Source organism: Escherichia sp. KTE159, from assembly GCF_000408805.1.
Taxonomy (GTDB): Bacteria; Pseudomonadota; Gammaproteobacteria; order Enterobacterales; family Enterobacteriaceae; genus Escherichia; species Escherichia marmotae.
This window is the reverse complement of sequence record NZ_KE137295.1, coordinates 584,030-608,931: the sequence shown is the minus strand read 5'-3', so window position 1 is coordinate 608,931 and position 24,902 is coordinate 584,030. Positions and strand designations below refer to the sequence as shown.

Here is a 24,902-nt window from a genome sequence, read left to right as displayed (position 1 = left end):
AATCCGTGCCCAAAGCGAAAATTAGAAACGGAAGGTTGCGGTTGCAACGACCTGACGTTCTGCGCCCCAGAAGCAGCCATAGGTGTTAAAGCAACTGGCGACGTATTCACGATCGAACAGGTTGTTAACATGCAGCGCCACGTTGGAGCCAGCCATACCAACTCGCGCCAGATCATAACGCACTAATGCATCAACTACCGTATAACTTCCCACTTTAAAGGAGTTAGCCGGATCACCGTAGCTGGAGCCAGTATAACGACCGCCAGTACCCAGCGTCAGGCCAGAAAGTGGGCCGTCAAAGAAGGTATAGTCAGCCCACAGAGAAGCCATGTGTTTTGGCACCTGCGCAGGCGTATTACCTTTGTAGGTAGTATCGGTGGTGTATTCCGCATCGGTGTAGGTATAAGAACCGACCACGTTAACACTTGCCGACAGCGCCGCTTTTGCTTCGATTTCTACGCCACGCGCGCGGATCTCACCACCTTCAACCGAGAAGAATGAACCCTCAGGATCTGCCATCAGGTTGTTAGTTTTGGTGAGATTATACAGTGCACCCGTCACCACGATTGGGCGATCTTCCGGTACGTATTTCACGCCGACTTCGTACTGCTTACCTTTAGACGGTGCGAAAATATTACCATCCTTCCCGACCTGAGAAGAAGGTTCAAACGATTCGCTATAGCTGAAGTACGGTGTTACGCCGTTATCAAACAGATAGTTAACACCACCACGCCAGGTGAACTGTTTGTCATCACGTTTGTCAGTCGTTCCCGCTACGCGGTTAAGCGATTCTTGATCTGCCCAGTCATAACGACCGCCCAGAGTGACCAGTACTTTATCCCACTGCGCCTGATCCTGAACGTAAATGCCTGTTTGCTTCTGCTTATTCAGGATGCGGTACGGGCCGGAGTTATCCGGGTCCTTGGCATTGAAATCGAAATCGGTATTCACCGGATTATACAGATTCAACAGCGGCACAGAGTCGTCGTAACCAAACCAGGCGTTGATGTCATTACGCATACGCATAAAGTCGACGCCAGTCAGCAGAGTATGGTCGATATCGCCAGTGGCGAATTTGCTTTGTAACTGGGTATCAACAGAGAAGTTTTGCAGTTTCTCATCATCAACAACGTATTTCCGCGCCAGGTAGTGACCTTTATCCGCAGGTGCTATAGCTGCACACTGCTGGCTGTAAGCATTCGCCGGATCGGAGCAGACACCGTAGCCATAAACGCTGTTTTGCGAGGTTTTGTTTTCAGCAAAACGCAGGTTCTGACGCACCGTAAAGGTGTCGTTAAATTCGTGGTCGAAGCTATAGCCCACCATCTTCTCGTTACGAGAATAGGTATTGTTCTTCGCACCTTCGTTAAAGTCGGTCGGCAGACGCTTACCGTTCGGCAGCGGCTCAACGGTTCCCTCTTTCGGCAACCAGCCGTAATAGCCCGTTTCCGGCTCGTTCTGGAAGTAAGAAAGGAAGGTGAAATTGGTTTTATCGTCCGGACGCCAGGTGAACGCAGGAGCAATAGCATAACGCTGCTCTTCTGCGCCCTTCTGCTGGGCATTAGCAGAACGCGCAAGACCGGTCAGACGATAAGAATAAACGCCGTCATCATCCAGCGCATCGCTGAAATCAAAACCAGTCTGGAACAGACTGTCAGTCCCGGCTTTAAATTGAACTTCTTTCAGCGGTTCGGTAGTCGGGCGCTTGCTGACCATATTCAACAAGCCACCTGGGCTGCTTTTCCCGTAAAGCACGGAAACAGGACCACGCATGATTTCAGCGCGCTCAAGCATATACGGATCGATAACCGCATCGTTATAGAAGTTACCCTGCATCTTCAGGCCGTTCAGATAGTTATTCTGACTTTGGCCTTCTGCAGCAAAACCACGGATGATCAGGTGGTCATAAGTGTTGGACGCACCACGCGTACCGACCGAAACCCCTGGCGTATAGCTAAGCGCTTCTTTTACTGACTTCGGCTGGTGTAGCGCCATCTCTTCGGCTGTGACCACAGAAATAGACTGCGGTACTTTTTGAATCGGCGTATCTGTTTTAGTACCGGTGGCTGACTGTCGCGCCGCAATAGTGGCTGCCGGCCCCCATGCGCTTTCTTGCGGCGCAGGTGCAGCGGTAACGGTGATAGTCTCTTCTTTCGGTTCAACCGCTGCCTGTGCATAAACAGACATGCCGCTAACCGCTGTGGCTACTACGACTGCGATTTTACGCAGCGAGTGTTTTGGCTGAGCAGTTTTGTAACGCGCCATTGGTATATCTCTGATGTAAAGTGAAAGTGAATGATAACGTAAACGAGAATGATTATTATAAAGATGAAATAATATTCGAAACGGCGAGACGATGGCAAGCAGTACCCATCAGAGAAGCAACCAAAGGGTCAATAAACAATCAGATGAAAAGAAAGGGTTAATGCTTTTGGAAGGATGTTATTTTACCGGATGGCGGCACGCCATCCGGTAGGTCACAGTTAAATGTTAATTACTACCAAACATTTCCTTAATCCAGCCCGCCACGCCGTCGCTGTCTTTCTGCTCTTGTTGAGCAGGTTGCTGCTGCTGCGGCTGAGAAGACTGATCAAACGGATTGCCTGACGGCTGCTGCTGCATCTCACTCTGTTGACACAGCGATTGCGGATCGCTGGTCCAGACCGGCAAGATACGCATTCCACCGCTGCAAACAAAGTTGCCGTCGTAGTCGACGCCCATATCCACGATATCTTCCGGCGGTACAAGATTCAGCGGCGTTGGCGTCTGGTTAGCCAGATAACGCTGGTAAATCGACATCGCCCCGCTGGCACCGTACAACTTAGTCGGCTGGTTGTTATCGCGGCCAACCCAGGTGATGGTCACCGTGCTGCCGTCAATGCCCGCAAACCAGGTATCAACGTTGTTGTTGGTAGTCCCGGTTTTGCCCGCCAGGTGCAGATTCGGGTATTTCGCTCCCAATTGGCGACCAGTACCACGTTGCACCACTTGCTGCATGGTCCATAGCGTCAGATACGCCGCTTGTGCCGGAACTGCGCGTTCCGCCTGCGGGAAGCTCTGATAGAGCACTTTACCATCTTCGGCAATAACTGAACGCAATGCAGAAAGCGGCGCACGGTTACCACCGCTGGCGATAGTCTGGAATGCCTGCGCCACTTCGATTGGCGTTAAGTTCAGCGCCCCAAGCAACATTGCCGGAACCGGATTCAACTGATCTTTCGGCACGCCCAGTTTAATCCAGGTGTCCGTTACCGCAGGTAACCCTAACGCCATCCCCAGATTCACCGTTGGCACGTTCATCGAACGGGTCAGCGCATCTACCAACATTACTCTGCCGCTCTCGCTATAACGGCGGTCATCGTTCTGTGGTGACCAGACCTGACCGTTAGGCTGACGCAGCGCGATTGGCGCATCGGCAATCCACGTATTCAGGCGATAGATTTTCGGCTGGCTTAAGGCCGTCAGATAGGTCGCTGGTTTTGCCAGTGATCCAATCGAACGACGCGCCTGCATCGCACGGTTGTAACCCGCAAACTGCGGTTCGGAGCCACCGACCATCGCGCGAACTTCACCGCTAAAGCGGTCAACAACCACAATCGCCGTTTCCAGATCGCTCAACTTACGCTGTTTCTTCAGTGCCGGAATGCCTTCCACGGCGGCTTTTTCTGCCGCGTCCTGAGCCACTGAGTCAAAAGTAGTGAAGATCTTCACGCCAGAGAGATCTTTCACTTTATCGCCCAGTTTCGCCTGCAACTCCTGGCGCACCAGTTGCATAAAGGCAGGCTGCGGAGAGATCACCCCACCGCGCGGCTGTACGCCCAGCGGACGTGCGCTCAACATGTCGTAGAGTTCTTGATCAATAATCTGCTGCTGTTGCAACAGACGCAGTACCAGGTTACGTCGCTCAAGCGCCAGTTTCGGGTTGCGCCACGGGTTATAGATAGACGCACCTTTCACCATACCGACTAACAGCGCCTGCTGATCAAGGCTCAACTCTTCTACCGGACGACCAAAGTAGTACAGGCTTGCCAGCGGGAAACCACGGATTTCGTTGTCACCGCTCTGACCGAGATATACCTCGTTCATATACAGCTCAAGAATGCGGTCTTTGCTGTAACGCGCATCCATGATTAACGCCATATAGGCTTCGTTCGCTTTACGCCAGTAAGAACGTTCGCTAGAGAGGAACAGGTTCTTCACTAACTGTTGAGTCAGCGTACTCGCCCCCTGCACCGTGCGCCCGGCGGTCAGGTTCGCCAGCACCGCACGTCCAATGGAGTAGAGACTGATACCATCATGCTCGTAGAAATGACGGTCTTCTGTCGCCAGCAAAGTATCTACCAGCAAATCCGGGAAGCCACTACGCGGCACAAACAGACGCTGTTCGCCGTTTGGTGAGGAGATCATGGTGATCAGACGCGGATCAAGACGGAAGAAACCGAACTGACGGTTGTTCTCCATATTGACAATAGTCGCCAGATGATCGCCCTCAAAAGTCAGACGCGCACGCACCTGTCCTTCTTTACTATCCGGGAAATCAAACGGACGGCGGATCATCTCAATGCTGTTGGCCTGCACGGTAAATTCGCCAGGACGGGTCATCTTCGACACCTGACGATATTGCGTGGCCTCCAGCAATTTCACCATCTCGTTCTTGCTGATGGTCATGTCTGGCTCAAGGTTTACCATCCGACCATAAACTGCCGCTGGCAATTGCCACACCTTGCCATCAATACGGCTGCGAATTTTTTGATCGAGATAAACACCGTAAACGGCGATTAACACCGCAAATACGATCCCCAGTTTCAGTAGCAGCCATAGCCAGCCGCGTTTACCACGAGGCTTACGCCCTTTGCCCTTACCTTTGCGTGGCATCGGTTCTTCATCCTCATAGTCATCATAATCGTCGTCATCTTCGTAGCGACGACGTCTTACCTTTTGTTTGACAGGACGCGTCGGTTTCCCTTTGCGTCCAATTGGCTCGCGGTCATTCCCGGCCATACATTTTCTCCGCAATATTCAGGCGCAAAAGCCCGATTTTCTATTCTTCTGTGACAAGACAGAAGAAGATATCTCTCAAAGTACTTTTCGCCCTCCCCCTATGGGAGAGAACCGGGGCGAAGGGACTGCCCGTGCCCGTTTACCAACCTCACGAATACTTTTTCGTCCGTCGCGTCGGTGCGGTATTCGCCGGGTCGTCCGGCCAGACGTGTTTGGGATAACGCCCTTTCATCTCTTTTTGCACCTCGCGATACGCTCCCTGCCAGAAGGCACTTAAATCACGCGTGATTTGCAGCGGCCTCTGGGCGGGTGAAAGCAATTCCAGCACCAGCGGCACGCGCCCCTGAGCGATAGTCGGATTAGTGGCTTCGCCAAACATCTCTTGCATTCTCACCGCCAGCGCGGGTGGGTTATCTTCATGATAACGAATGGCGATCCGGCTTCCCGTCGGCACAGTGTAATGCGCAGGCAATTCACTATCCAGACGTTGCTGCATTCCCCAATCAAGTAATCCGCGCAGCGCCTGATAAACATCAAGAGATTTCAGGCCACGCAGCGAATGTACGCCGGCCATATGTGGCAGCAGCCACGTTTCCAGCGACGCCAGCAAGCTCGCCTCATCCATTGCTGGCCAGTCATATTCCGGTAACCACTTTGCAGCACACAGCAAACGCAAGCGTAGCTGCTCCGCTTCCGGCGTCCAGTTAAGAACGTTTAGACCTTTATCGCGAATACCGTTGAGCATTGCATGATGTAATTCATCTTCCGACGGTTTCGCCAGCGGCTGTACTTTTACTGTGAGCTGACCAATCTGCAACCGACGCCAGGCCTTCAGCGTGCCTTGTGCATCGTCCCATTCAACGGTGTCAGATTGCTGTAATAGCTGTGAGCAGCGTTGCACTAACTCATCAATATCGACCGGTAGCGCCAGTAGAATTCGTGCATCCGGCGAGGCGCTGCCCTGCAATAACAAAGGAGCGATCAACCACTCGTGGCGGCTTAAGGCATCATCCGCGTCCAGCATTGCTCCCATACCGTTCGCCAGTTGATAACGACCATCCTGGCCACGGCGACGAGCAATACGATCGGCAAAGACCTGGGCAAGTAGCGGCGCAATAAACGCACTGTCGGCCTCGCCACCACGGACGTTTAAGCGCTTTAACAGTTGCTGACTACGCTGTTGCCAGGCCGGTTGATTGCGGGAAAACGCCACTTCCAGGTCGCTATTCCCCATGCGGGGCGGCTCTTCGAGAATGGCGGCAATTTTTGCGGCGGTAGCGGCTTCATCATCACTCTTCGCGCTCACCAGCATAGCGGCTAACCGCGGATCATTACCCAGCGTCGCCATTTTTTGCCCTTTCGCGCTAAGTCGTTCGCCATCCAGCGCGCCAAGCATCTGTAACAGGCGTTTCGCAGCCTGTAGATTCACCGTTGGTGGTTGATCCAACCAGTTCATCTGCGCCGGATCGCTGCATCCCCATTGCAGTAATTCCATCAGCAAACCGGAGAGATCGCTTTGTAAGATTTCCGGTTCACTTTGTGCAGCGGCGCGTTCCGCCTGCTCTTTGGCGATCAAATGCAGGCAAATGCCCGGCTCCAGTCGCCCGGCGCGCCCGGCACGCTGCGTCATCGACGCCTGACTAACTCGCTGGGTAATCAACCGTGTAAGACCCGTTCGCGGATCAAAGCGCGCCATCCTTTCCTGGGCGCAATCCACCACCAGGCGAATACCTTCGATAGTTAAACTGGTTTCAGCAATATTGGTTGCCAGCACCACTTTGCGCATCCCTTGTGGTGCCGGGAGGATCGCTTTTCGCTGATCGTTCAACGACAATGCGCCATACAGTGGACAAAGCAACACATCACTGCCTACACGCGAAGCCAGTTGTTCCTGCACACGCTGAATTTCCCCGACGCCAGGTAAAAACAGCAGCAGAGATCCAGCTTCCTGGCGTAGCAATTCGGCGGTGGCGACAGCAACGGCTTCGTCAAAACGTTGATGTGTAGGCAGCGGCAAATAGCGGCGCTCCACCGGATACGAACGCCCTGCGGAAACAACAACGGGGGCTTCCGGCAACATTTGCTGTAAGCGCTCGTTATCCAGCGTGGCTGACATAATCAGCAGCTTCAGGTCATCGCGCAGCCCTTGTTGCACATCGAGTAACAACGCCAGCGCCAGATCCGCCTGCAGACTGCGTTCATGAAACTCATCAAGGATCACCAGACCGACGCCGCTTAGTTCCGGGTCGCGTTGGATCATGCGCGTCAACACCCCTTCAGTAACGACTTCCAAACGGGTATTCGGCCCGACGCAATTTTGCGCACGCATCCGGTAGCCAACGGTATCGCCGGGCTTTTCGTTAAGCAGCTCCGCCAGCCGTTGCGCGACGTTACGCGCCGCCAGACGCCGCGGCTCCAGCAGGATGATTTTCCCGCGAATACCAGGATGCGCCAGCAGTTGCAGCGGCAGCCAGGTCGATTTCCCGGCTCCGGTCGGCGCGCTTAATAACACCTGCGGTGCACAATCGAGGGCGGCAAGTAATTCAGGTAAGACGGCAGCAACGGGCAACGACGACACAAAACGCTCCTGAGGGTTAACATTCTTCGCGGCGCATTGTAGCATCGCGGTAATTCATAACCGAGTGCCTGACATGTCTGAACCGCAACGGCTGTTCTTTGCCATCGACTTACCTGCAGAAATCCGCGAACAGATTATCCACTGGCGCGCCGCACAGTTTCCACCAGAAGCGGGGCGTCCGGTTGCCGCTGAGAACTTGCATCTGACGCTGGCGTTTTTAGGCGAAGTGAGCGCAGAGAAAGAGAAGGCGCTCTCACTTTTGGCCGGACGGATTCGTCAACCCGGTTTCACACTAACGCTTGATGACGCCGGTCAGTGGCTACGTTCTCGCGTGGTGTGGCTTGGTATGCGCCAGCCGCCGCGCGGATTAATCCAACTGGCGAATATGCTTCGTTCACAAGCAGCGCGCAGTGGTTGTTTTCAAAGCAATCGACCGTTTCATCCGCATATCACCTTATTGCGCGATGCCAGCGAGGCGGTGACAATCCCGCCGCCTGGCTTTAACTGGTCGTATGCGGTGACGGAGTTCACCCTTTACGCTTCCTCGTTTGCCCGAGGACGCACACGCTACACGCCGCTAAAACGCTGGACACTGACGCAATAACAAGGGTTTTATCGCAATGGAATTTTCACCCCCTCTACAACGCGCCACGCTGGTTCAACGTTATAAACGTTTTTTAGCCGATGTGATCACACCAGATGGCCAGGAATTAACGCTACACTGCCCGAATACTGGCGCGATGACCGGTTGTGCAACACCTGGAGATACCGTCTGGTATTCAACTTCCGACAACACAAAACGGAAATATCCGCACACCTGGGAACTGACCCAAAGCCAAAACGGTGCATTTATTTGCGTCAATACACTTTGGGCAAACAGATTGACGAAAGAGGCTATCCTTAATGGGAATATTTCGGAGCTGTCAGGCTATAGCTCGCTGAAAAGCGAAGTAAAATACGGTGCCGAACGCAGCCGTGTTGACTTCATGTTACAGGCGAGGTTTCGACCTGACTGCTATATTGAAGTGAAATCGGTTACGTTAGCGGAAAACGAACAGGGATACTTTCCCGATGCAGTGACTGAACGAGGTCAGAAACATCTTCGGGAGTTGATGAGCGTAGCGGCTGAAGGCCAGCGTGCAGTGATTTTTTTCGCCGTGCTACATTCAGCCATTACACGGTTTTCACCCGCGCGCCACATCGATGAGAAATACGCGCAACTATTGTCAGAGGCTCAACAGAGGGGGGTAGAAATTCTGGCTTATAAGGCGGAACTTTCTGCTGAAGGTATGGCTCTTAAAAAATCACTGCCCGTTACTCTGTAGTTGAATAAGTAACTGGTTAATTTACATTCTGGTCGCGTGCGCAAATACGCTTTTCCTCACACAGTTGTCAAGTGTTACGTTTAGATAATTGCTATCCGGAAAAGCATCTGCTATTTATAGCGGCCTCATTTTTCCCCCGAACATGGGGATCGATAGTGCGTGTTAAGGAGAAGCAACATGCAAGAAGGGCAAAACCGTAAAACATCGTCCCTGAGTATTCTCGCCATCGCTGGGGTGGAGCCATATCAGGAGAAGCCGGGCGAAGAGTATATGAACGAAGCCCAGCTGGCGCACTTCCGTCGTATTCTGGAAGCATGGCGTAATCAACTCAGGGATGAAGTCGATCGCACCGTTACACATATGCAGGATGAAGCCGCCAACTTCCCGGATCCGGTAGACCGTGCCGCCCAGGAAGAAGAGTTCAGCCTCGAACTGCGTAACCGCGATCGCGAGCGTAAGCTGATCAAAAAGATCGAGAAGACGCTGAAAAAAGTGGAAGACGAAGATTTCGGCTACTGCGAATCCTGCGGTGTTGAAATTGGTATTCGTCGTCTGGAAGCGCGCCCAACAGCCGATCTGTGCATCGACTGCAAAACGCTGGCTGAAATTCGCGAAAAACAGATGGCTGGCTAATTAAAGCTGTTCCATCACGTTTACCACAGGCGGGAAATGCTCCCGCCTTATTTTTTGTTCAAAGAGATGACAGACACACACTATATTGGGCGCTTTGCCCCCTCACCTTCCGGCGAACTTCATTTTGGTTCTCTGATCGCTGCGCTTGGCAGCTATCTGCAAGCACACGCCCGGCAAGGTCGCTGGCTGGTACGCATTGAAGATATCGACCCACCCCGTGAAGTTCCCGGTGCCGCAGAGACTATCCTGCGCCAACTGGAACATTACGGCCTGCACTGGGACGGCGATGTTCTCTGGCAATCCCAACGTCACGACGCCTATCGTGAAGCCCTCGCCTGGTTACGTGAGCAAGGACTAAGTTATTACTGCACCTGTACGCGCGCACGTATTCACAGTATTGGCGGTATCTACGACGGTCATTGCCGTGAATTGCATCATGGCCCGGACAACGCGGCTGTACGTATTCGGCAGGTGCATCCGGTTATGCAGTTCACTGACCAACTGCGCGGCATTATCCACGCCGACGAAAAACTGGCGCAGGAAGATTTTATTATTCATCGCCGTGATGGTTTGTTTGCCTATAACCTGGCTGTGGTGGTTGATGATCACTTCCAGGGCGTGACTGAAATTGTCCGTGGCGCAGATTTGATTGAACCCACAGTGCGGCAAATCTCGCTGTACCAGCTTTTTGACTGGCAAGCGCCAGATTACATTCATTTGCCGCTGGCGCTTAACGCACAAGGCGCTAAACTTTCCAAGCAGAATCATGCGCCTGCGTTACCAAAAGGCGACCCGCGCCCGGTACTAATCGCGGCACTTCAATTTCTTGGTCAGCAGGCAGAAACACATTGGCAGGATTTCAGCGTCGAGCAAATCCTTCAGTCAGCCGTCAAAAACTGGACGCTGACCGCCGTACCTGAGTCGGCAATTGTAAATTCAACATTCTCAAATGCGTCATGCTGAGCTATGATTAGCCGCTATTTTTTTGTCCTGAATGATGTTTGACACTACCGAGGTGTATTATTTTTACCCGAGTCGCTAATTTTTGCCGCAAGGTGCTAAGCCGCGAGGAGAGCGAGGCTGAACAGGCAGTCGCCCGTCCACAGGTGACGGTGATCCCGCGTGAACAGCATGCTATTTCCCGCAAAGATATCAGTGAAAATGCCCTGAAGGTAATGTACAGGCTCAATAAAGCGGGATACGAAGCCTGGCTGGTTGGCGGCGGCGTGCGCGACCTGTTACTTGGCAAAAAGCCGAAAGATTTCGACGTGACCACTAACGCCACGCCTGAGCAGGTGCGCAAACTATTCCGTAACTGCCGTCTGGTGGGTCGCCGTTTCCGTCTTGCTCACGTGATGTTTGGTCCGGAAATTATCGAAGTCGCAACCTTCCGTGGGCACCACGAAGGCAACGTCAGCGACCGCACGACCTCCCAGCGTGGGCAAAACGGCATGTTGCTGCGCGACAACATATTTGGCTCCATCGAAGAAGACGCCCAGCGCCGCGATTTCACCATCAACAGCCTGTATTACAGCGTCGCGGATTTTACCGTCCGTGATTACGTTGGCGGCATGAAAGATCTGAAAGACGGCGTGATTCGCCTGATTGGTAACCCGGAAACGCGCTACCGTGAAGATCCGGTACGTATGCTGCGCGCGGTACGTTTTGCCGCCAAGTTGGGTATGCGTATCAGCCCGGAAACCGCAGAACCGATCCCACGCCTGGCTACCCTGCTGAACGATATCCCACCGGCACGCCTGTTTGAAGAATCACTCAAACTTCTACAAGCAGGCTACGGTTACGAAACCTATAAATTGCTGTGTGAATATCATCTGTTCCAGCCGCTGTTCCCGACCATTACCCGTTACTTCACGGAAAATGGCGACAGCCCAATGGAGCGGATGATTGAGCAGGTACTGAAAAATACTGATACGCGTATCCATAATGATATGCGCGTTAACCCGGCGTTCCTGTTTGCCGCGATGTTCTGGTATCCACTGCTGGAGACGGCACAAAAAATCGCGCAAGAGAGCGGCCTTACCTATCACGATGCTTTCGCGCTGGCGATGAACGATGTGCTGGACGAAGCCTGCCGTTCACTGGCGATCCCGAAACGTCTGACTACGCTAACTCGCGATATCTGGCAGTTGCAGTTGCGCATGTCCCGTCGTCAGGGCAAACGTGCATGGAAACTGCTGGAGCATCCGAAATTCCGCGCCGCTTACGACCTGCTGGCACTGCGTGCAGAAGTGGAACGCAACGCTGAGCTGCAACGTCTGGCGAAATGGTGGGGTGAATTCCAGGTTTCTGCGCCACCAGATCAAAAAGGGATGCTCACCGAGCTGGATGAAGAACCAGCACAGCGCCGTCGTACTCGTCGTCCGCGCAAACGCGCGCCGCGTCGCGAGGGCACCACATGACAGTGGCATATATTGCCATAGGCAGCAATCTGGCCTCTCCGCTGGAGCAGGTCAATGCTGCCGTGAAAGCACTCGGTGAAATTCCTGAAAGCCGCATTCTTGCCGTTTCTTCGTTTTACCGTACCCCTCCGCTGGGGCCACAAGATCAGCCGGATTACTTAAACGCCGCCGTGGCGCTGGAAACAACTCTCGCACCTGAAGAGTTACTCAATCACACACAGCGTATTGAATTGCAGCAAGGTCGCGTTCGTAAGGCCGAACGCTGGGGGCCGCGCACGTTAGATCTCGACATCATGCTGTTTGGTGATGCGGTGATTAACACTGAACGCCTCACTGTTCCGCACTATGATATGAAGAATCGTGGTTTTATGCTCTGGCCGCTGTTTGAGATTGCGCCAGGTCTCGTATTCCCGGATAACCACACGCTTGCCCGGTTACTGACTGATGCACAATTTCCGCGCCCTTCTCTTTGGTAATACGTGTTCTCCTGTATTAATTAGCCCTGCTTTCGCGTAATACAAAAAATACGCACAAAAAAATAATTAAAACATCCTCTAATTTAATATTATTTCCCCCGTTCGCTTTGACATCAAACTTTAACCAATTACACATAATTTTATCTTAAATGTAATTTAATTTATTCTAACAATGATAAATATTGACTTTTAAAACGATTTAGAGCCATTTAAATGAAATAGAAAGAATATATATATCTTTCATCCACTTACCCTGCCAGATTTGCCGCTAAACAATTCATCACATAAATAAAAAGACACATATAATATTCATTATAAAAATAATATTTAATATAGAAATACAAATAACCCATTAATATAAAAACAATATTTTACAAAAAAACACACTCCTATTATATTGCCCATCCCGTAATTAACTTTACGTATCATTTTTTAACTCATTTAATATTTTATGGAGAATTATAATGAACAAGAAGCTTCTGGCGGTTGTTCTGGCAGCGTCCTGTTTTTCTGCTGGTAATGCAATGGCTGTGGATGGTGGTGAAATCAATATCAACGGTCTGGTTTCTGATGAAACCTGCCCGGCAACCGTTAACGGTGGCAGCAACGACGTTAACATCACCCTGAAAACCGCGAAACCAAGTGATATTGCAGCGCTGAATGACAAAGCGCTGGGTGCATACCCGGCAGCAATCAGCATCTCAGTAAACTGCTCCAATGCAGCCGCAAATAAAACGGCAACAATGAGCTTTACCTCTACTTTCCACAGCTCCACCCAGGGTACTCTGGAAAATGACAACTCCATCAGCGGCCCGGCTAAAGGTGTCAACATCGCACTTCACGATGTCTCCGCCACCACCCCGGCACTGGTTAAAGTGAACGATCCTTCAAGCAAAATTTCTTCTCCTATCGATTCAACCAGCCATATCGCCACCTTCAGCTATATGGCGTCCTATGTGAAATCTTCTTCAACCGCAACCGTCACCAGCGGCCCGGTGAAAACCAACGCAACCTATACCCTGACTTATCAGTAATAGCGTTACCGTTGTAAAAATCACAAGGGGATGTGTTACATCCCCTGTTTCAGGATTTAGAGATGTTTCAGGGAGAGATAACATGTTGAATTATAACAAGACTATCGCTGCTATCGTTGTCGGTGCAACGCTTACGGCATTCAGCCCCATAACCCAGGCCGATATCGTTATCAACGGTACGCGCATCATCTATAAAGAAAGCGACAAAAAGATCACTGCTCGCCTGGAAAATAAAGGCTCTCGCCCATTGCTGGTGCAGTCCTGGCTTGATACCGGTGATGACAATGTAGACCCGGCTTTGATCAAAGTCCCGTTTAACGCGACCCCACCGGTCTCACGCATAGACCCGAAAAAAGGCCAAACCGTTACCATCACCTATACCGGTACGCAGGCATTACCGAAAGACAGGGAAAGTGTGTACTGGTTTAACGTGCTGGAAGTTCCACCCAAAATGCAGGCAAAAGAAGCTGAAAATAAAAATGTCCTGCAACTGGCTTTCCGTACCCGTATCAAACTGTTCTATCGCCCTGATGGATTAGCCGGTGAGCATTTCAAAGCGCCAGAGCAATTAACCTGGCGCTGGAATGGAAATAAAATAAAAGTAACGAACCCAACGCCTTATTATGTTTCCTTCTCGTCTGTCGATGTGCAGTCGGGAAATAAAAAATATACCGTAGACGCCACAATGGTTGCGCCAAAAAGCGATGCCGAATTTACAGTACAGGGTCTGAATACCTCCCCTGGCGGCGCTAAATTACACTATTCAGCTATTAGTGATTACGGCAGTGAAATAAAAGGCGAAGCAAATATGTAATCTCACGAATTACATTATCGCCAGGGTAAATATCTTGAATTAATTATTGACTGAATGATTACAACGTCGAGCATAAGAAAAAACAGATGACTCATTGTAAACTGACACGGATTGCCGTTATTTTTGCCTGCATTTATGGCCATGCTGCCAATGCGGCAGAAAGTATTGAATACGATCCCAGCTTCCTGATGGGGAGTTCTGCCCAGGGGATTGACCTGTCGCGTTATTCCGACGGTAACCCTGCTATGCCCGGCAGCTATGACGTAAAAGTCTACGTCAATGAAAGTGCCGCAACGAGCATGACCGTAGAACTTATTGATACCGGCAAGAAAAGTGCCGACGCCTGTATTTCTCGTAAAATGCTCAATCAGTTGCATATTAAACAGCCGGATCTCAAAGACGGAGAGGCTGTATTACGCAAAGGCGAAGCGGAAGCTGATGATTGTCTCGATCTGGCGCGGGCGATCCCACAGTCAGAAGTCTATTTCGATACTAACGATCAGAAGTTGGATATCACGGTTCCGCAGATCTGGATCCTCAGTAATTATCAGGGATATATCGACCCGTCATTATGGGAAGACGGCATCAGTGCCGCCATGTTGTCCTACCGTATGAACGGCTGGCGCAACACGCGCCGGGGTGATGAAACTCAGTCGTTCTATACTGCGCTCAACGCAGGGCTTAACCTCGGGAACTGGCATTTCAGAAGCAACGGTAACTATAGCTGGCAGCAGGATGTTGGCGGTAATTTTGATATCCAGAACAGCTATATGCAGCGCGAGCTGCCATTTATTCGTTCTCAACTTGTGGTCGGGGAGACCTACACCACCGGGGAAACCTTCGACTCTGTCGGCATTAAAGGCGCACGCCTGTACAGCGACGACCGCATGTTACCGCCTTCCATGACCAGTTTTGCCCCGGTGATCCGCGGCGTGGCAAACAGTAACGCCAAAGTCACCATCACCCAGGGCGGCTATAAAATTTACGAAGGAACCGTACCGCCTGGCGAATTCGCCATTGATGACATCATGCCTTCTGGCTACGGCAATGATCTGGTGGTCACCATTGAAGAAGCCGACGGTTCACGGCGGACATTCTCACAACCGTTCTCCTCGGTTATGCAGATGCTGCGTCCGGGCGTCGGGCGTTGGGATCTCAGCGGTGGGCAAATCGTTCGCGACGATTTGCGCGAAGACTATAACTTGCTGCAAGGGTCATTCTACTACGGTATCAACAACACCTTTACCGGCTATACGGGTATCCAGTTCACCGATGCTGACTTTATGGCCGTGCTGCTGGGGCTGGGCGTAAACACCAGCATCGGCGCAGTATCGCTGGACGTCACTCAGTCGAAGGCGAATATCTACAACGATCAAACCTACACCGGGCAAAGCTATCGTATTTCGTGGAACAAAATGTTCAGTGCCACCAATACCTCACTAAACCTGGCCGCCTATCGCTATTCCACCAGTAATTACCTGGGGCTGAACGATGCCCTGACGTTACAGGATGATGCCAGACACAGCTCGCCAGACGAGCAACGCACAATGGGGAATTATCAGCGTACCCGCAATCAGTTCACTATCAGTCTCAACCAGCCGCTGATGTTCGAGGAGGTCGATTACGGCTCGTTTTATCTTAATGGTAGTTGGACGGATTACTGGAGCGGAAGCCATAGCCAGAGCACGTACTCTATGGGCTACAGCAAAGGGACAAGTTGGGGAACCTGGAGTGCCACAGTACAACGCACCTGGAACGAAGACGGCGATCAGGATGACAGCTTCTATCTGAGTTTCAGCATTCCGCTGGAAAATTTACTGGGCGGTAAACGTCGCGAAAGCGGCTTCAAGTATCTCGACAGCCGTATGAGCACTGACTTTAACGGCAGCCATCGTTTGAGCGCCAGCGCCAACGGCAGCAGCGGCGATGGAAAATATAACTACAGCGTGAATACCAATTACTCCACCAATAAGCAGAGTTCCAATCTGGCAGATATTGGCGGTTATCTCAGCTATGAATCGCAATGGGGTACATGGTCTGGCTCAGCATCGGCTGACACTGACCACAGCCGTCAGCTCTCTCTCAGCACCGATGGCGGCTTTGTCCTGCACGGTGGCGGGCTGACGTATACCAATCACAGCTTTAGCGATACCGATACGCTTGTCCTGGTGAAAGCCCCTGGCGCGCATGGCGCACGAATCAACTACAGCAGTAACACCATTGACCGCTGGGGTTATGGCGTCGCCACGTCCGCCTCTCCATATCGGGAAAACAACATCACGCTTGATATTCAGGAGCTGGAAAACGACGTAGAGCTTAAGAGCACCAGTTCACAAACGGTTCCGCGCTACGGGGCAATTACCCTGACCAATTTCGAAACCGACCAGGGCCGCTCGGCGATGATCACGATGCGTCGTAGCGATGGCGAACCTCTGCCATTTGCCGCCAATATCACCAATGAGCAAGGGCAGTCTCTGGGCTATATCGGCCAGAACAACCAGGCCTTTGTGCGTGGTATCGAAGATAACGGCGTGTTGCAGGTGAACTGGTCCGATAAGGACAACGTTTCGCAGCACTGCATCGCGCGCTATCAGGTTCCGGCATCCGCTGCTGACCAGCGCGGCAACCAGACCCTGTCACTGGATAACGTACTCTGTACGGTATCTGCAACTCACTAAAATCCGCGAGATATGGATAACCTATGACACGGAAAAATATACCTCTGGCACTCGCCGTGCTGACGCTCTCAGCCTCGGCACTGGCCGTTGATGTCGACGTTAAATTCAGGGCCGATATTATACAGCCGACCTGTGATATCAAACTGGAAGGAACCGGTACTTCTAAAACAGGTACTGATGCCTATAAGCTGGTCATTCCTGATATCAGGCTGGACCAGTTACGCGCGAAAAGTGCTGAAACGGTAGGTGAATTTACCTTAAAAACGGAAAACTGTACGGGTAGCCCGAGCAAAATCATTTCTACCATCACGGCAGAGAAAAAAACCGGTGTCGCGGGGATGAACCTGGCGATCCCTCTCACAGGTGGGGCAGGGTTAACGGGCAGTATCGGTGTCGGTTTCCGTCGGGCCAGTACGTCAACTGACACATTTTTTAAAGTTCAGAACGATGAAAAAATCACGTGGACAACTGCTGAAATCAGCGGCGGATTAAAACTGGCTGCCGTAATGCGAGAAACCCAGATTAATCAGGGTACAATCGGTGATTTCAGCGCCAAAGTCACGTTTAACTTCACCTATGAATAACGGGGTAGCACAATGAAAAAAACAACTTTAGCCTGCTACGTCGTCAGCGCCATGGCATGCTTCAGCATTGGGATGAATACCGCCAATGCCACCACGGATTCCCTGGATCTTACCGTCGTGACAAAAGTCACCGCAGGAACCTGTAGCGCCGAAGTACAGGAAAACTCAAAGACAGTTACCGACATTGATTTTCAGGATGTTTTCATCCCGGAAGTGATCAGCGGAAACAAAGCAAAATCATTCAATCTGATACTCAGCAACTGCGCAGCCACATCCAGCGCAGAGTTCACATTGAAACCGGCCAGTGGTTCAACCTGTGATAGCGCAGGCGCGGGAGAAGCATTTGCCAACGCCTCCGTTGCAACCCCGAAAGCAGCAGCGGTCGCCGTTGAGGTCTGGGGGTCAGCAACCCCTAAAAGCGGTACACAACTGAAGTGTAAATCCGCCAACGCGTTCCCGGTCACCATGGTCGGTGGTGGCGCGACCGTGCCGCTCAGCGCACGCCTGATCCGCGATAGCGGTAAGGCTGACGCGGACGTCACTGCCGGTGAGTTTTCCAGCCAGGCAGTATTTGATATTACCTATAAGTGATTTACAGCGCAGCCTGTGTAAAAGGGACGTTATGAAAAAGCACGGTTTATCTACCACTCTTATCATTGGTGCTGCGCTATTTAGCGCCAGTACATTGGCTGATGTGAGTGTCGACTTTAACGCAAAAGTGCTGAGCACCACCTGCACGGTATCCGTTAGCAACAGCGGGACGGTCGATTTAGGTACGGTGAGCCTGGGTTATTTCGCCAGCGGCATTACGGCGGAGCAATATTTTTCAGGGGGTCAGGAATTCTTTATCCATTTGTATAACTGTTCCGGGAGTGCCCCTACAGGGACTACAAATTTGCATCTGGATTTCAAACCTAAAAGCGGCGCTTTTGCAGCAGGCTCGCAACAAATTTTTCCGAATGAGGAAAGTAATGGTGCCAAAAATGTTGGCGTGGTGATTTTCTCAACGCACGATCGCAGCAATATGTTTAACGTCTGGTCTCCTGCAGGTATTTCACGGTCGACATACACGGTGAATGCACAGGGTCTGAATAATTCGACCTGGGCTTTTTATACCCGAATGCAAAAAATTGATAATATTGCCTCTGTCACTGCCGGAAAAGTGGCAACCAGTGTACTGGTTGATACCTGGTACGATTAATTCAATGGAATGAAAGATAAAGAGCGGATTCAGATGATTATTAACAGACTGAGTAAAGCAGTAATTAGCCTGGTATTATTAATCAGCACTGGTGCTGTATTTTCAACATGGGCGGGAACACGTATTAGCTACGGCGAACCCGGTGCCAATGGTGATGTTATAATCAATATTTTCCCTAATGGAACACAACCCGCTTCTGCCGGAGGGCAGCCTGCACCAGGATTGATTAAGCCGTTAGGCGTATCCATGATATCGAACTCCACATCCAATATGATTTACTGTTATTTTGGCGACGCGTCCAGCGGAGATCAATCCAATTCGGAGATTTACCATAACCTGATTAACTCAGGCAAACAGTATGATGGCAAGCCCTTATTTAATACAACGACACAAGGCGTCTATGTGTCGGTCGAAATCCTTAATTTCAGTAGCCCTGGCATTACATTTGGCATAGGAGCGGAACACAGCCTCCTTGCTGATGGAACCCATAGAGATGAATTCTCGGGCCATGTTGTCGACCCATCACAATGTACAGGCTATCAACAACTCACTTTCCAGGTGAGAACCACCTATTACCTCGGCAGCGACTATCAGAGCCGTATATATACTGGTGGCGGCGGTGCCGGTAACTACGATTCATTTAAGGCGGAGATTGACAGTAACAGTACCCTTGATACCCGTGGTTTCGCTTCAACAAATTCCCCCGGTTTTAGCATCAGAAGCAGTACCCAGGGACAAGGGGGTTATCTCGTGGTTGAGTTTAGAAACCTTGGTCTGATGATTACGGCCCCAACCTGTTATGCCGATGCCGTTGCAGGTACAAATGTTAAAGGCAATACCGTCGATTTTGGCAATGTTTTAACCTCGGATATTAGTAACGGGACCAGTAATTCCAAACGTCAGTTCCAGATAGCATTAAAAGACTGTGTGGGGATTGGAAGCATAGTAACGAAACTGTCCACCACAAAAACCGCGAACAGCGTCAGGCTATTGGGTAACCAACAGACAAACAATGCAGCCGGTGGAATTGGGGTGAAAATTACTGGCCTGAACGATGCCGCGACCGGTAAAGCGGAACAGCTTTATCCTAATAATCAATATTCCGTTTATACAGAATATGAGTCGGCGACTAACCCCGACGGTTGGATTGACGTTTTAACCACCGATGTGACACACCCTGGGGTCGAACATACCCTGAACTTCGAAGCGCAACTGGTTCCCGATTTCGTGCAGGATCAACCTGCCCCGGTGATCACCGCGGGTGGATTTGAAGCAACAGGTACATTCTCTATTACCTATCCCTGATATTACTTACTGCCAGGTGCGCACTGCGCCTGGCAGTCAGCGGTTTGTGCAACATAACTACACTGATAAATTAAAAAATCATAACTCCGTATCATTTCTATTATATTAATAAATGATGTTAGCTACGCAAAAGGGAACCAGCATTATGCTGATTAAATCTTACTATCACTAAATATCAAATACTCATGCAATGAGTGTCTGAAATGGAGTGCGTATGAAAACTACTCTACAATTTGTTATTTTTACCATTCTTATCTTTATTAATTCTGTCTGTAACGCAACCGTCGATTTTATTGTTGGCGCGGGGCCTGATGGTGTACCGCCGGAAAGAAATGGCTACGCAAATTTCCAGTATTCCGGGAGCAGTAATAACCTGGTATTTTACCGCCCAACTCAACTCGGCCCGACTGGAGTAGTTTTACGGTGGCCTAATCAGGATACCCATGACAGTGGCAGTGTATATTGTACAGCACATTCCAGCGCTACTGGTGGCCCTATCACTGTCAGAAATAAAATGGTTGATTCAGGGCTCGTTTACGGGGGACATAAATTATTCAAAACATCCGTTACAGGACTGTATTATACCTTAAAAATCTCAACTATATGGACAGCTTATAATACAACCTCTGACGTCCCGGATATATTTATCGGGGACGCACCAACACAAACTTTCCACTTTAGATTCCATGACGCCGATCTGCAACGAGCCTGTGAGCAACGGGATGGCAGGTGGACTCCAAAATTTTTTAGAATAGGTGGAATTTTTCAAGACTTTACTGTTGAGTTTTATTCAGATACGACATTTAACCCTACAGCAGGCCAAAAAATAACATTACTCAGCAGCAGCGATTACCTTTACAGTTTTAAGGCCGAGAATGCGGGTGGAACGGTTCAAGGGTACAGTGGGAGCATCTATTTTAACTTTAATTTAGCGAATGTGACCTTATCACTTCCGACCTGTTTTTCCTCAGTGATTACAGGAAAAACAGTCAATGGAACGACTGTTGAACTTGGCAGCTATACAACCGGTCAGATCAAAAATGGTGCAACTCCAGTACCTTTTCAAATAGCCCTACAAAACTGTATTCGTGTGCAAAATATTGAAACCAAAATGTCCTCTGGAAACATTGGGGTGCAAAACAAAAAATTAATCACTAATACGTTGACTGGTTCCAATGCCGCAGAAGGCGTCGGTGTTCTGATCGAAGGGTTAAAAAACCGTGTGAGTGAAAAAATGGTTCTCGAACCTAACGTGGGAACCTCTGTGTATAAAGCATATGAAGATGAAATTGATACTTCAGGTGGCATCTACCCAGGCAAAGGCCAGGGAACAACGCAGGTGCTTGAGTTTCAGGCAACATTGCAACAAGACGGTAATGCGACTATCAAGGGAGGCGCTTTCGAGGCCACCAGCAGATTCCAGATAACTTATCCTTGATAGACAGATCAGATTGCTGGAAAAGCGTTCGTTGTTACATGCCGGATGCGACGCGAACGCTTTATCCAGCCTATAAAATTGTGAAAAAAAATTCAATAAATTGTGATGCGCCATGTAAGTCTGATAAGCGTAGCGCATCAGGCAATTTTGCGTTCGTCATCAGTCTCAAGTCATATCATCACTTAACTGGTGATATGAGCGTACCGAAATGATTGCCCCACCCGATATGGCTGCTAGAATGCCAATAATTGCACTTTAGCCATCAGGATACGTTATGAAACCGACGACTATTTCGCAGCTTCAAAAATACAAGCAGGAAAAAAAACGCTTCGCGACCATTACCGCTTACGACTACAGCTTCGCCAAATTGTTTGCCGATGAGGGCCTCAATGTCATGCTGGTCGGTGACTCGCTGGGGATGACAGTGCAGGGGCACGACTCTACCCTGCCGGTCACCGTTGAAGATATCGCCTATCACACCGCCGCCGTGCGTCGCGGTGCGCCAAACTGCCTGCTTTTGGCCGATCTCCCCTTTATGGCTTATGCCACGCCGGAACAGGCATTTGAAAACGCTGCCAGGGTAATGCGTGCCGGAGCCAATATGGTCAAAATTGAAGGCGGTGCATGGCTGGTAGAAACGGTACAAATGCTGACAGAACGTGCCGTGCCGGTATGTGGTCACTTAGGCTTAACGCCACAGTCCGTGAATATTTTTGGTGGCTACAAAGTGCAGGGGCGTGGTGATGAGGCTGGCGACCAATTACTCAGCGATGCGTTAGCACTAGAAGCCGCAGGTGCACAATTGCTGGTACTGGAGTGTGTACCCGTTGAGCTGGCAAAACGCATTACCGAGGCACTGGCGATCCCCGTCATTGGCATTGGTGCGGGTAACGTCACTGACGGACAGATCCTCGTGATGCACGACGCATTCGGCATTACCGGTGGTCACATTCCTAAATTCGCCAAAAATTTCCTCGCTGAAACGGGCGACATCCGTGCTGCGGTGCGGCAGTATATGGCTGAAGTGGAGTCCGGCGTCTATCCGGGCGAAGAACACAGTTTCCATTAAGGAGTGACGTTGTGTTAATTATCGAAACCCTGCCGCTGCTGCGTCAGCAAATTCGCCGCCTGCGTATGGAAGGCAAGCGCGTGGCACTGGTGCCCACTATGGGTAACCTGCATGATGGCCATATGAAACTGGTCGACGAAGCCAAAGCCCGCGCCGATGTGGTGGTGGTTAGCATTTTCGTTAACCCAATGCAGTTCGACCGCCCGGAAGATCTGGCGCGCTACCCGCGCACCTTGCAGGAAGATTGCGAGAAGTTAAACAAGCGTAAAGTGGATTTGGTCTTTGCGCCATCGGTAAAAGAGATCTACCCGAACGGAACAGAAACCCACACCTATGTTGATGTTCCCGGCCTTTCCACTATGCTGGAAGGCGCCAGCCGCCCGGGACATTTCCGTGGCGTGTCGACCATCGTCAGCAAGCTGTTCAACCTGGTCCAGCCAGACATCGCCTGCTTCGGAGAAAAGGATTTTCAGCAACTGGCGCTGATCCGCAAAATGGTCGCTGATATGGGCTTTGATATTGAGATTGTCGGCGTGCCGATTATGCGCGCGAAAGACGGCCTTGCGCTCAGCTCCCGTAACGGTTATCTGACGGCAGAACAACGCAAAATTGCACCAGGTCTGTACAAAGTTTTAAGTTCGATTGCTGACAAATTGCAGGCTGGAGAGCGGGATCTCGATGAAATTATCGCCATTGCTGGGCAAGAGTTGAATGAAAAAGGCTTCCGCGCCGATGATATTCAGATTCGCGATGCCGACACGTTGCTGGAAGTCACTGAAAAAAGCAAACGGGCAGTGATTCTGATTGCCGCCTGGCTTGGCGATGCTCGCCTGATCGACAATAAAATGGTCGAACTGGCGTAATACTTAATTGGCGCTACGGCTGATAGCGCCAATTATTAATTGCCACGTAATCTGTCATAACACAGGTAACTTAGTTAAGGTTAATTAGCTTATCAATCTCTGTAAGTGGTAAATTTGCCAACTCTGCAACATCCTCACGAAGCATTCCTTTACTCAGAAGACGCTGGGCGAATTCCTGTCTTACTTCCTGTCTTACCTTCTGGAGTCCCTCTTTATATCCCTTCTGAAATCCCTTCTGAAATCCCTTCTGAAATCCCTTCTCTTCAAACCACTGCGCCAACGTCTGCCTGGTTTCTCTCCGTGTCTTTATGTCCATAGGTTCCCTTAATTATCTGGTCAGTTAATAATAATCATTATCTGGCTATAACTGATAATGCCGGCAACTTAGTTAATTAGCTTATCAAGCTCAGCAAGAGATAAATTCGTCATCTCTGCAACGTCTTCCCGAGACATCCCTTTACTCAGAAAACGCCGGGCGAATTCTTGCCTTTCCTCCTGTCTTCCCTGCTGAATCCCCTTCTCAATTCCCTTCTCAATTCCCTTCTCAATTCCCCTCTCAATACCCTTCTCAATACCCTTCTCTTCAAACCACTGCGCCAGCGTCATCATAGACTCCCCTCCCGTTTCCCTGTCTCTCACCACACCGTAAAACAAATCCGCTTGTTCAGTATGACCGCGTTGCAGCATATAGTTTTGCATGGCAACTAACTGACTTCCGCTAGTGTACCCTTCGTCAATCAGCGTGACCAGTTGCTCCAGCAATAACATTAAGTCGCGCTGGCGAATATGTTTTTGCAGCAGTTCGAGAATCGCAATCCGCCGATGTTTCATGATTTCATCATCTGGCGTGATGGTGATATCCACCAGCGGGAAAGGGTTGTTATAGACACGTCGCGCCAGCTCCGGTGAGTAAAACATATCAAACCAGCACATCGAGAGTGGGTAAGGCGTGGCCTCGCCCTGATAAAACAGAATCGGCACCACCAGCGGCAGCTTATCGTGGTCCGCTTCCAGATGTCGGTGCATGGCGGCAATAGAGTAGCGCATCATGCGAAAGGCCATTTTTTTGTCCGGCTTGCTTTGATGTTCAATCACAACATGCAGATAGCCGGGATTACCCAGCATTTGCACAGAATAGAGTACGTCAGTGCTATGCCCTTTCAGGCTTTCTTCGATAAAACTCCCCGACTCAAGATGCAGCGTGTCGAGATCACACAGCTCGCGTAATTCCGCTGGCAAATGTATCTCCAGGAAATCGCGGGCCGTTTCCGCATGCATTAAAAATTGTTTAAAAACCGCGTCATGCGGAGTGGTACTTGGTGCGTCCATCTTCCCTGTCTTCCATGTTGGCTTGCGTGAAGGCAGTATCCAGTCAATGTATACCGTCGTCAGCCGTCTCTTTATTGTTTACCGAGCAGCGTTCAGAGAAATTTCAATCGGTTACAGGAGTTGCATAGCGGGCTTCGGCGCGGCACGCAAACTC

General features: G+C 50.6%; 21 protein-coding genes. 16 read left to right on the top strand and 5 right to left on the bottom strand.

Annotated features, from left to right (window positions below; genetic code table 11):
- Positions 1–21: 21 nt before the first annotated feature.
- The 3 genes from fhuA to hrpB all read right to left on the bottom strand — a co-directional run bounded on the left by fhuA (position 22) and on the right by hrpB (position 7,579).
- Positions 22–2,265, bottom strand: coding sequence for a ferrichrome porin FhuA (gene fhuA, locus A31E_RS00310; RefSeq protein WP_000135211.1), 2,244 nt, complete (start codon positions 2,263–2,265; stop codon positions 22–24).
- A gap of 225 nt (positions 2,266–2,490) precedes the next feature.
- Positions 2,491–5,001, bottom strand: a complete 2,511-nt coding sequence (gene mrcB, locus A31E_RS00315; RefSeq protein ID WP_016249627.1) for a bifunctional glycosyl transferase/transpeptidase — start codon at positions 4,999–5,001, stop codon at positions 2,491–2,493.
- Positions 5,002–5,149: 148 nt separating this feature from the next.
- Positions 5,150–7,579, bottom strand: coding sequence for an ATP-dependent helicase HrpB (gene hrpB / locus A31E_RS00320; protein WP_016249626.1), 2,430 nt, complete (start codon positions 7,577–7,579; stop codon positions 5,150–5,152).
- A 73-nt stretch (positions 7,580–7,652) separates the two neighbouring features.
- Here hrpB and thpR point away from each other — a divergent pair, with 73 nt between their 5' ends.
- The 16 genes from thpR (at position 7,653) to panC (ending at position 23,419) form a co-directional block, all read left to right on the top strand.
- On the top strand, positions 7,653–8,183 hold the full coding sequence (gene thpR, locus A31E_RS00325) for an RNA 2',3'-cyclic phosphodiesterase (RefSeq protein ID WP_001294671.1): 531 nt from the start codon (positions 7,653–7,655) through the stop codon (positions 8,181–8,183).
- Between the two features lie 16 nt (positions 8,184–8,199).
- A complete protein-coding gene (sfsA, locus tag A31E_RS00330; RefSeq protein WP_000396058.1) occupies positions 8,200–8,904 on the top strand; it encodes a DNA/RNA nuclease SfsA in 705 nt (234 codons plus the stop codon).
- 177 nt (positions 8,905–9,081) lie between these two features.
- Positions 9,082–9,537 carry an RNA polymerase-binding protein DksA gene (gene dksA, locus A31E_RS00335; protein ID WP_001155227.1) on the top strand — a complete coding sequence of 152 codons (456 nt, stop codon included), beginning with the start codon at positions 9,082–9,084 and terminating at the stop codon, positions 9,535–9,537.
- Positions 9,538–9,603: 66 nt separating this feature from the next.
- Positions 9,604–10,500 (top strand): tRNA glutamyl-Q(34) synthetase GluQRS, encoded by an 897-nt coding sequence (gluQRS, locus tag A31E_RS00340; RefSeq protein WP_032141541.1) that lies wholly within the window; start codon positions 9,604–9,606, stop codon positions 10,498–10,500.
- Positions 10,501–10,559: 59 nt separating this feature from the next.
- Positions 10,560–11,957, top strand: coding sequence for a polynucleotide adenylyltransferase PcnB (pcnB, locus tag A31E_RS00345; protein ID WP_206196644.1), 1,398 nt, complete (start codon positions 10,560–10,562; stop codon positions 11,955–11,957).
- On the top strand, positions 11,954–12,433 hold the full coding sequence (gene folK / locus A31E_RS00350; protein ID WP_000215161.1) for a 2-amino-4-hydroxy-6-hydroxymethyldihydropteridine diphosphokinase: 480 nt from the start codon (positions 11,954–11,956) through the stop codon (positions 12,431–12,433). The genes pcnB and folK overlap by 4 nt, the downstream gene beginning before the upstream one ends.
- Before the next feature lie 464 nt (positions 12,434–12,897).
- Positions 12,898–13,467, top strand: a complete 570-nt coding sequence (locus A31E_RS00355; RefSeq protein WP_016249625.1) for a fimbrial protein — start codon at positions 12,898–12,900, stop codon at positions 13,465–13,467.
- An 82-nt stretch (positions 13,468–13,549) separates the two neighbouring features.
- Positions 13,550–14,281: a fimbrial chaperone gene (locus A31E_RS00360; RefSeq protein ID WP_000935954.1), complete on the top strand. Its 732-nt coding sequence runs from the start codon at positions 13,550–13,552 to the stop codon at positions 14,279–14,281.
- A gap of 86 nt (positions 14,282–14,367) precedes the next feature.
- Complete coding sequence (locus tag A31E_RS00365) at positions 14,368–16,959, top strand: outer membrane usher protein (protein ID WP_016249624.1); 2,592 nt, start codon at positions 14,368–14,370, stop codon at positions 16,957–16,959.
- A 23-nt stretch (positions 16,960–16,982) separates the two neighbouring features.
- Positions 16,983–17,543 (top strand): fimbrial protein, encoded by a 561-nt coding sequence (locus tag A31E_RS00370; protein ID WP_016249623.1) that lies wholly within the window; start codon positions 16,983–16,985, stop codon positions 17,541–17,543.
- A 12-nt stretch (positions 17,544–17,555) separates the two neighbouring features.
- Positions 17,556–18,134 carry a fimbrial protein gene (locus A31E_RS00375; RefSeq protein WP_000753931.1) on the top strand — a complete coding sequence of 193 codons (579 nt, stop codon included), beginning with the start codon at positions 17,556–17,558 and terminating at the stop codon, positions 18,132–18,134.
- Between the two features lie 31 nt (positions 18,135–18,165).
- Positions 18,166–18,744, top strand: coding sequence for a fimbrial-like protein (locus A31E_RS00380; RefSeq protein WP_016249622.1), 579 nt, complete (start codon positions 18,166–18,168; stop codon positions 18,742–18,744).
- Positions 18,745–18,753: 9 nt separating this feature from the next.
- Complete coding sequence (locus tag A31E_RS00385) at positions 18,754–20,049, top strand: fimbrial protein (protein WP_024193629.1); 1,296 nt, start codon at positions 18,754–18,756, stop codon at positions 20,047–20,049.
- A gap of 214 nt (positions 20,050–20,263) precedes the next feature.
- Complete coding sequence (locus A31E_RS00390; protein WP_016249620.1) at positions 20,264–21,487, top strand: fimbrial-like adhesin; 1,224 nt, start codon at positions 20,264–20,266, stop codon at positions 21,485–21,487.
- A gap of 274 nt (positions 21,488–21,761) precedes the next feature.
- Complete coding sequence (panB, locus tag A31E_RS00395; protein WP_000805500.1) at positions 21,762–22,556, top strand: 3-methyl-2-oxobutanoate hydroxymethyltransferase; 795 nt, start codon at positions 21,762–21,764, stop codon at positions 22,554–22,556.
- An 11-nt stretch (positions 22,557–22,567) separates the two neighbouring features.
- On the top strand, positions 22,568–23,419 hold the full coding sequence (gene panC / locus A31E_RS00400) for a pantoate--beta-alanine ligase (protein ID WP_000905373.1): 852 nt from the start codon (positions 22,568–22,570) through the stop codon (positions 23,417–23,419).
- 70 nt (positions 23,420–23,489) lie between these two features.
- Here the strand turns inward: panC and A31E_RS00405 are convergent, their stop codons facing one another.
- Together A31E_RS00405 and A31E_RS00410 are read right to left on the bottom strand one after the other, a co-directional pair.
- Complete coding sequence (locus A31E_RS00405; protein ID WP_016249619.1) at positions 23,490–23,735, bottom strand: RpnC/YadD family protein; 246 nt, start codon at positions 23,733–23,735, stop codon at positions 23,490–23,492.
- A gap of 68 nt (positions 23,736–23,803) precedes the next feature.
- Positions 23,804–24,748 (bottom strand): Rpn family recombination-promoting nuclease/putative transposase, encoded by a 945-nt coding sequence (locus A31E_RS00410; RefSeq protein WP_016249618.1) that lies wholly within the window; start codon positions 24,746–24,748, stop codon positions 23,804–23,806.
- Between the last annotated feature and the right edge of the window lie 154 nt (positions 24,749–24,902).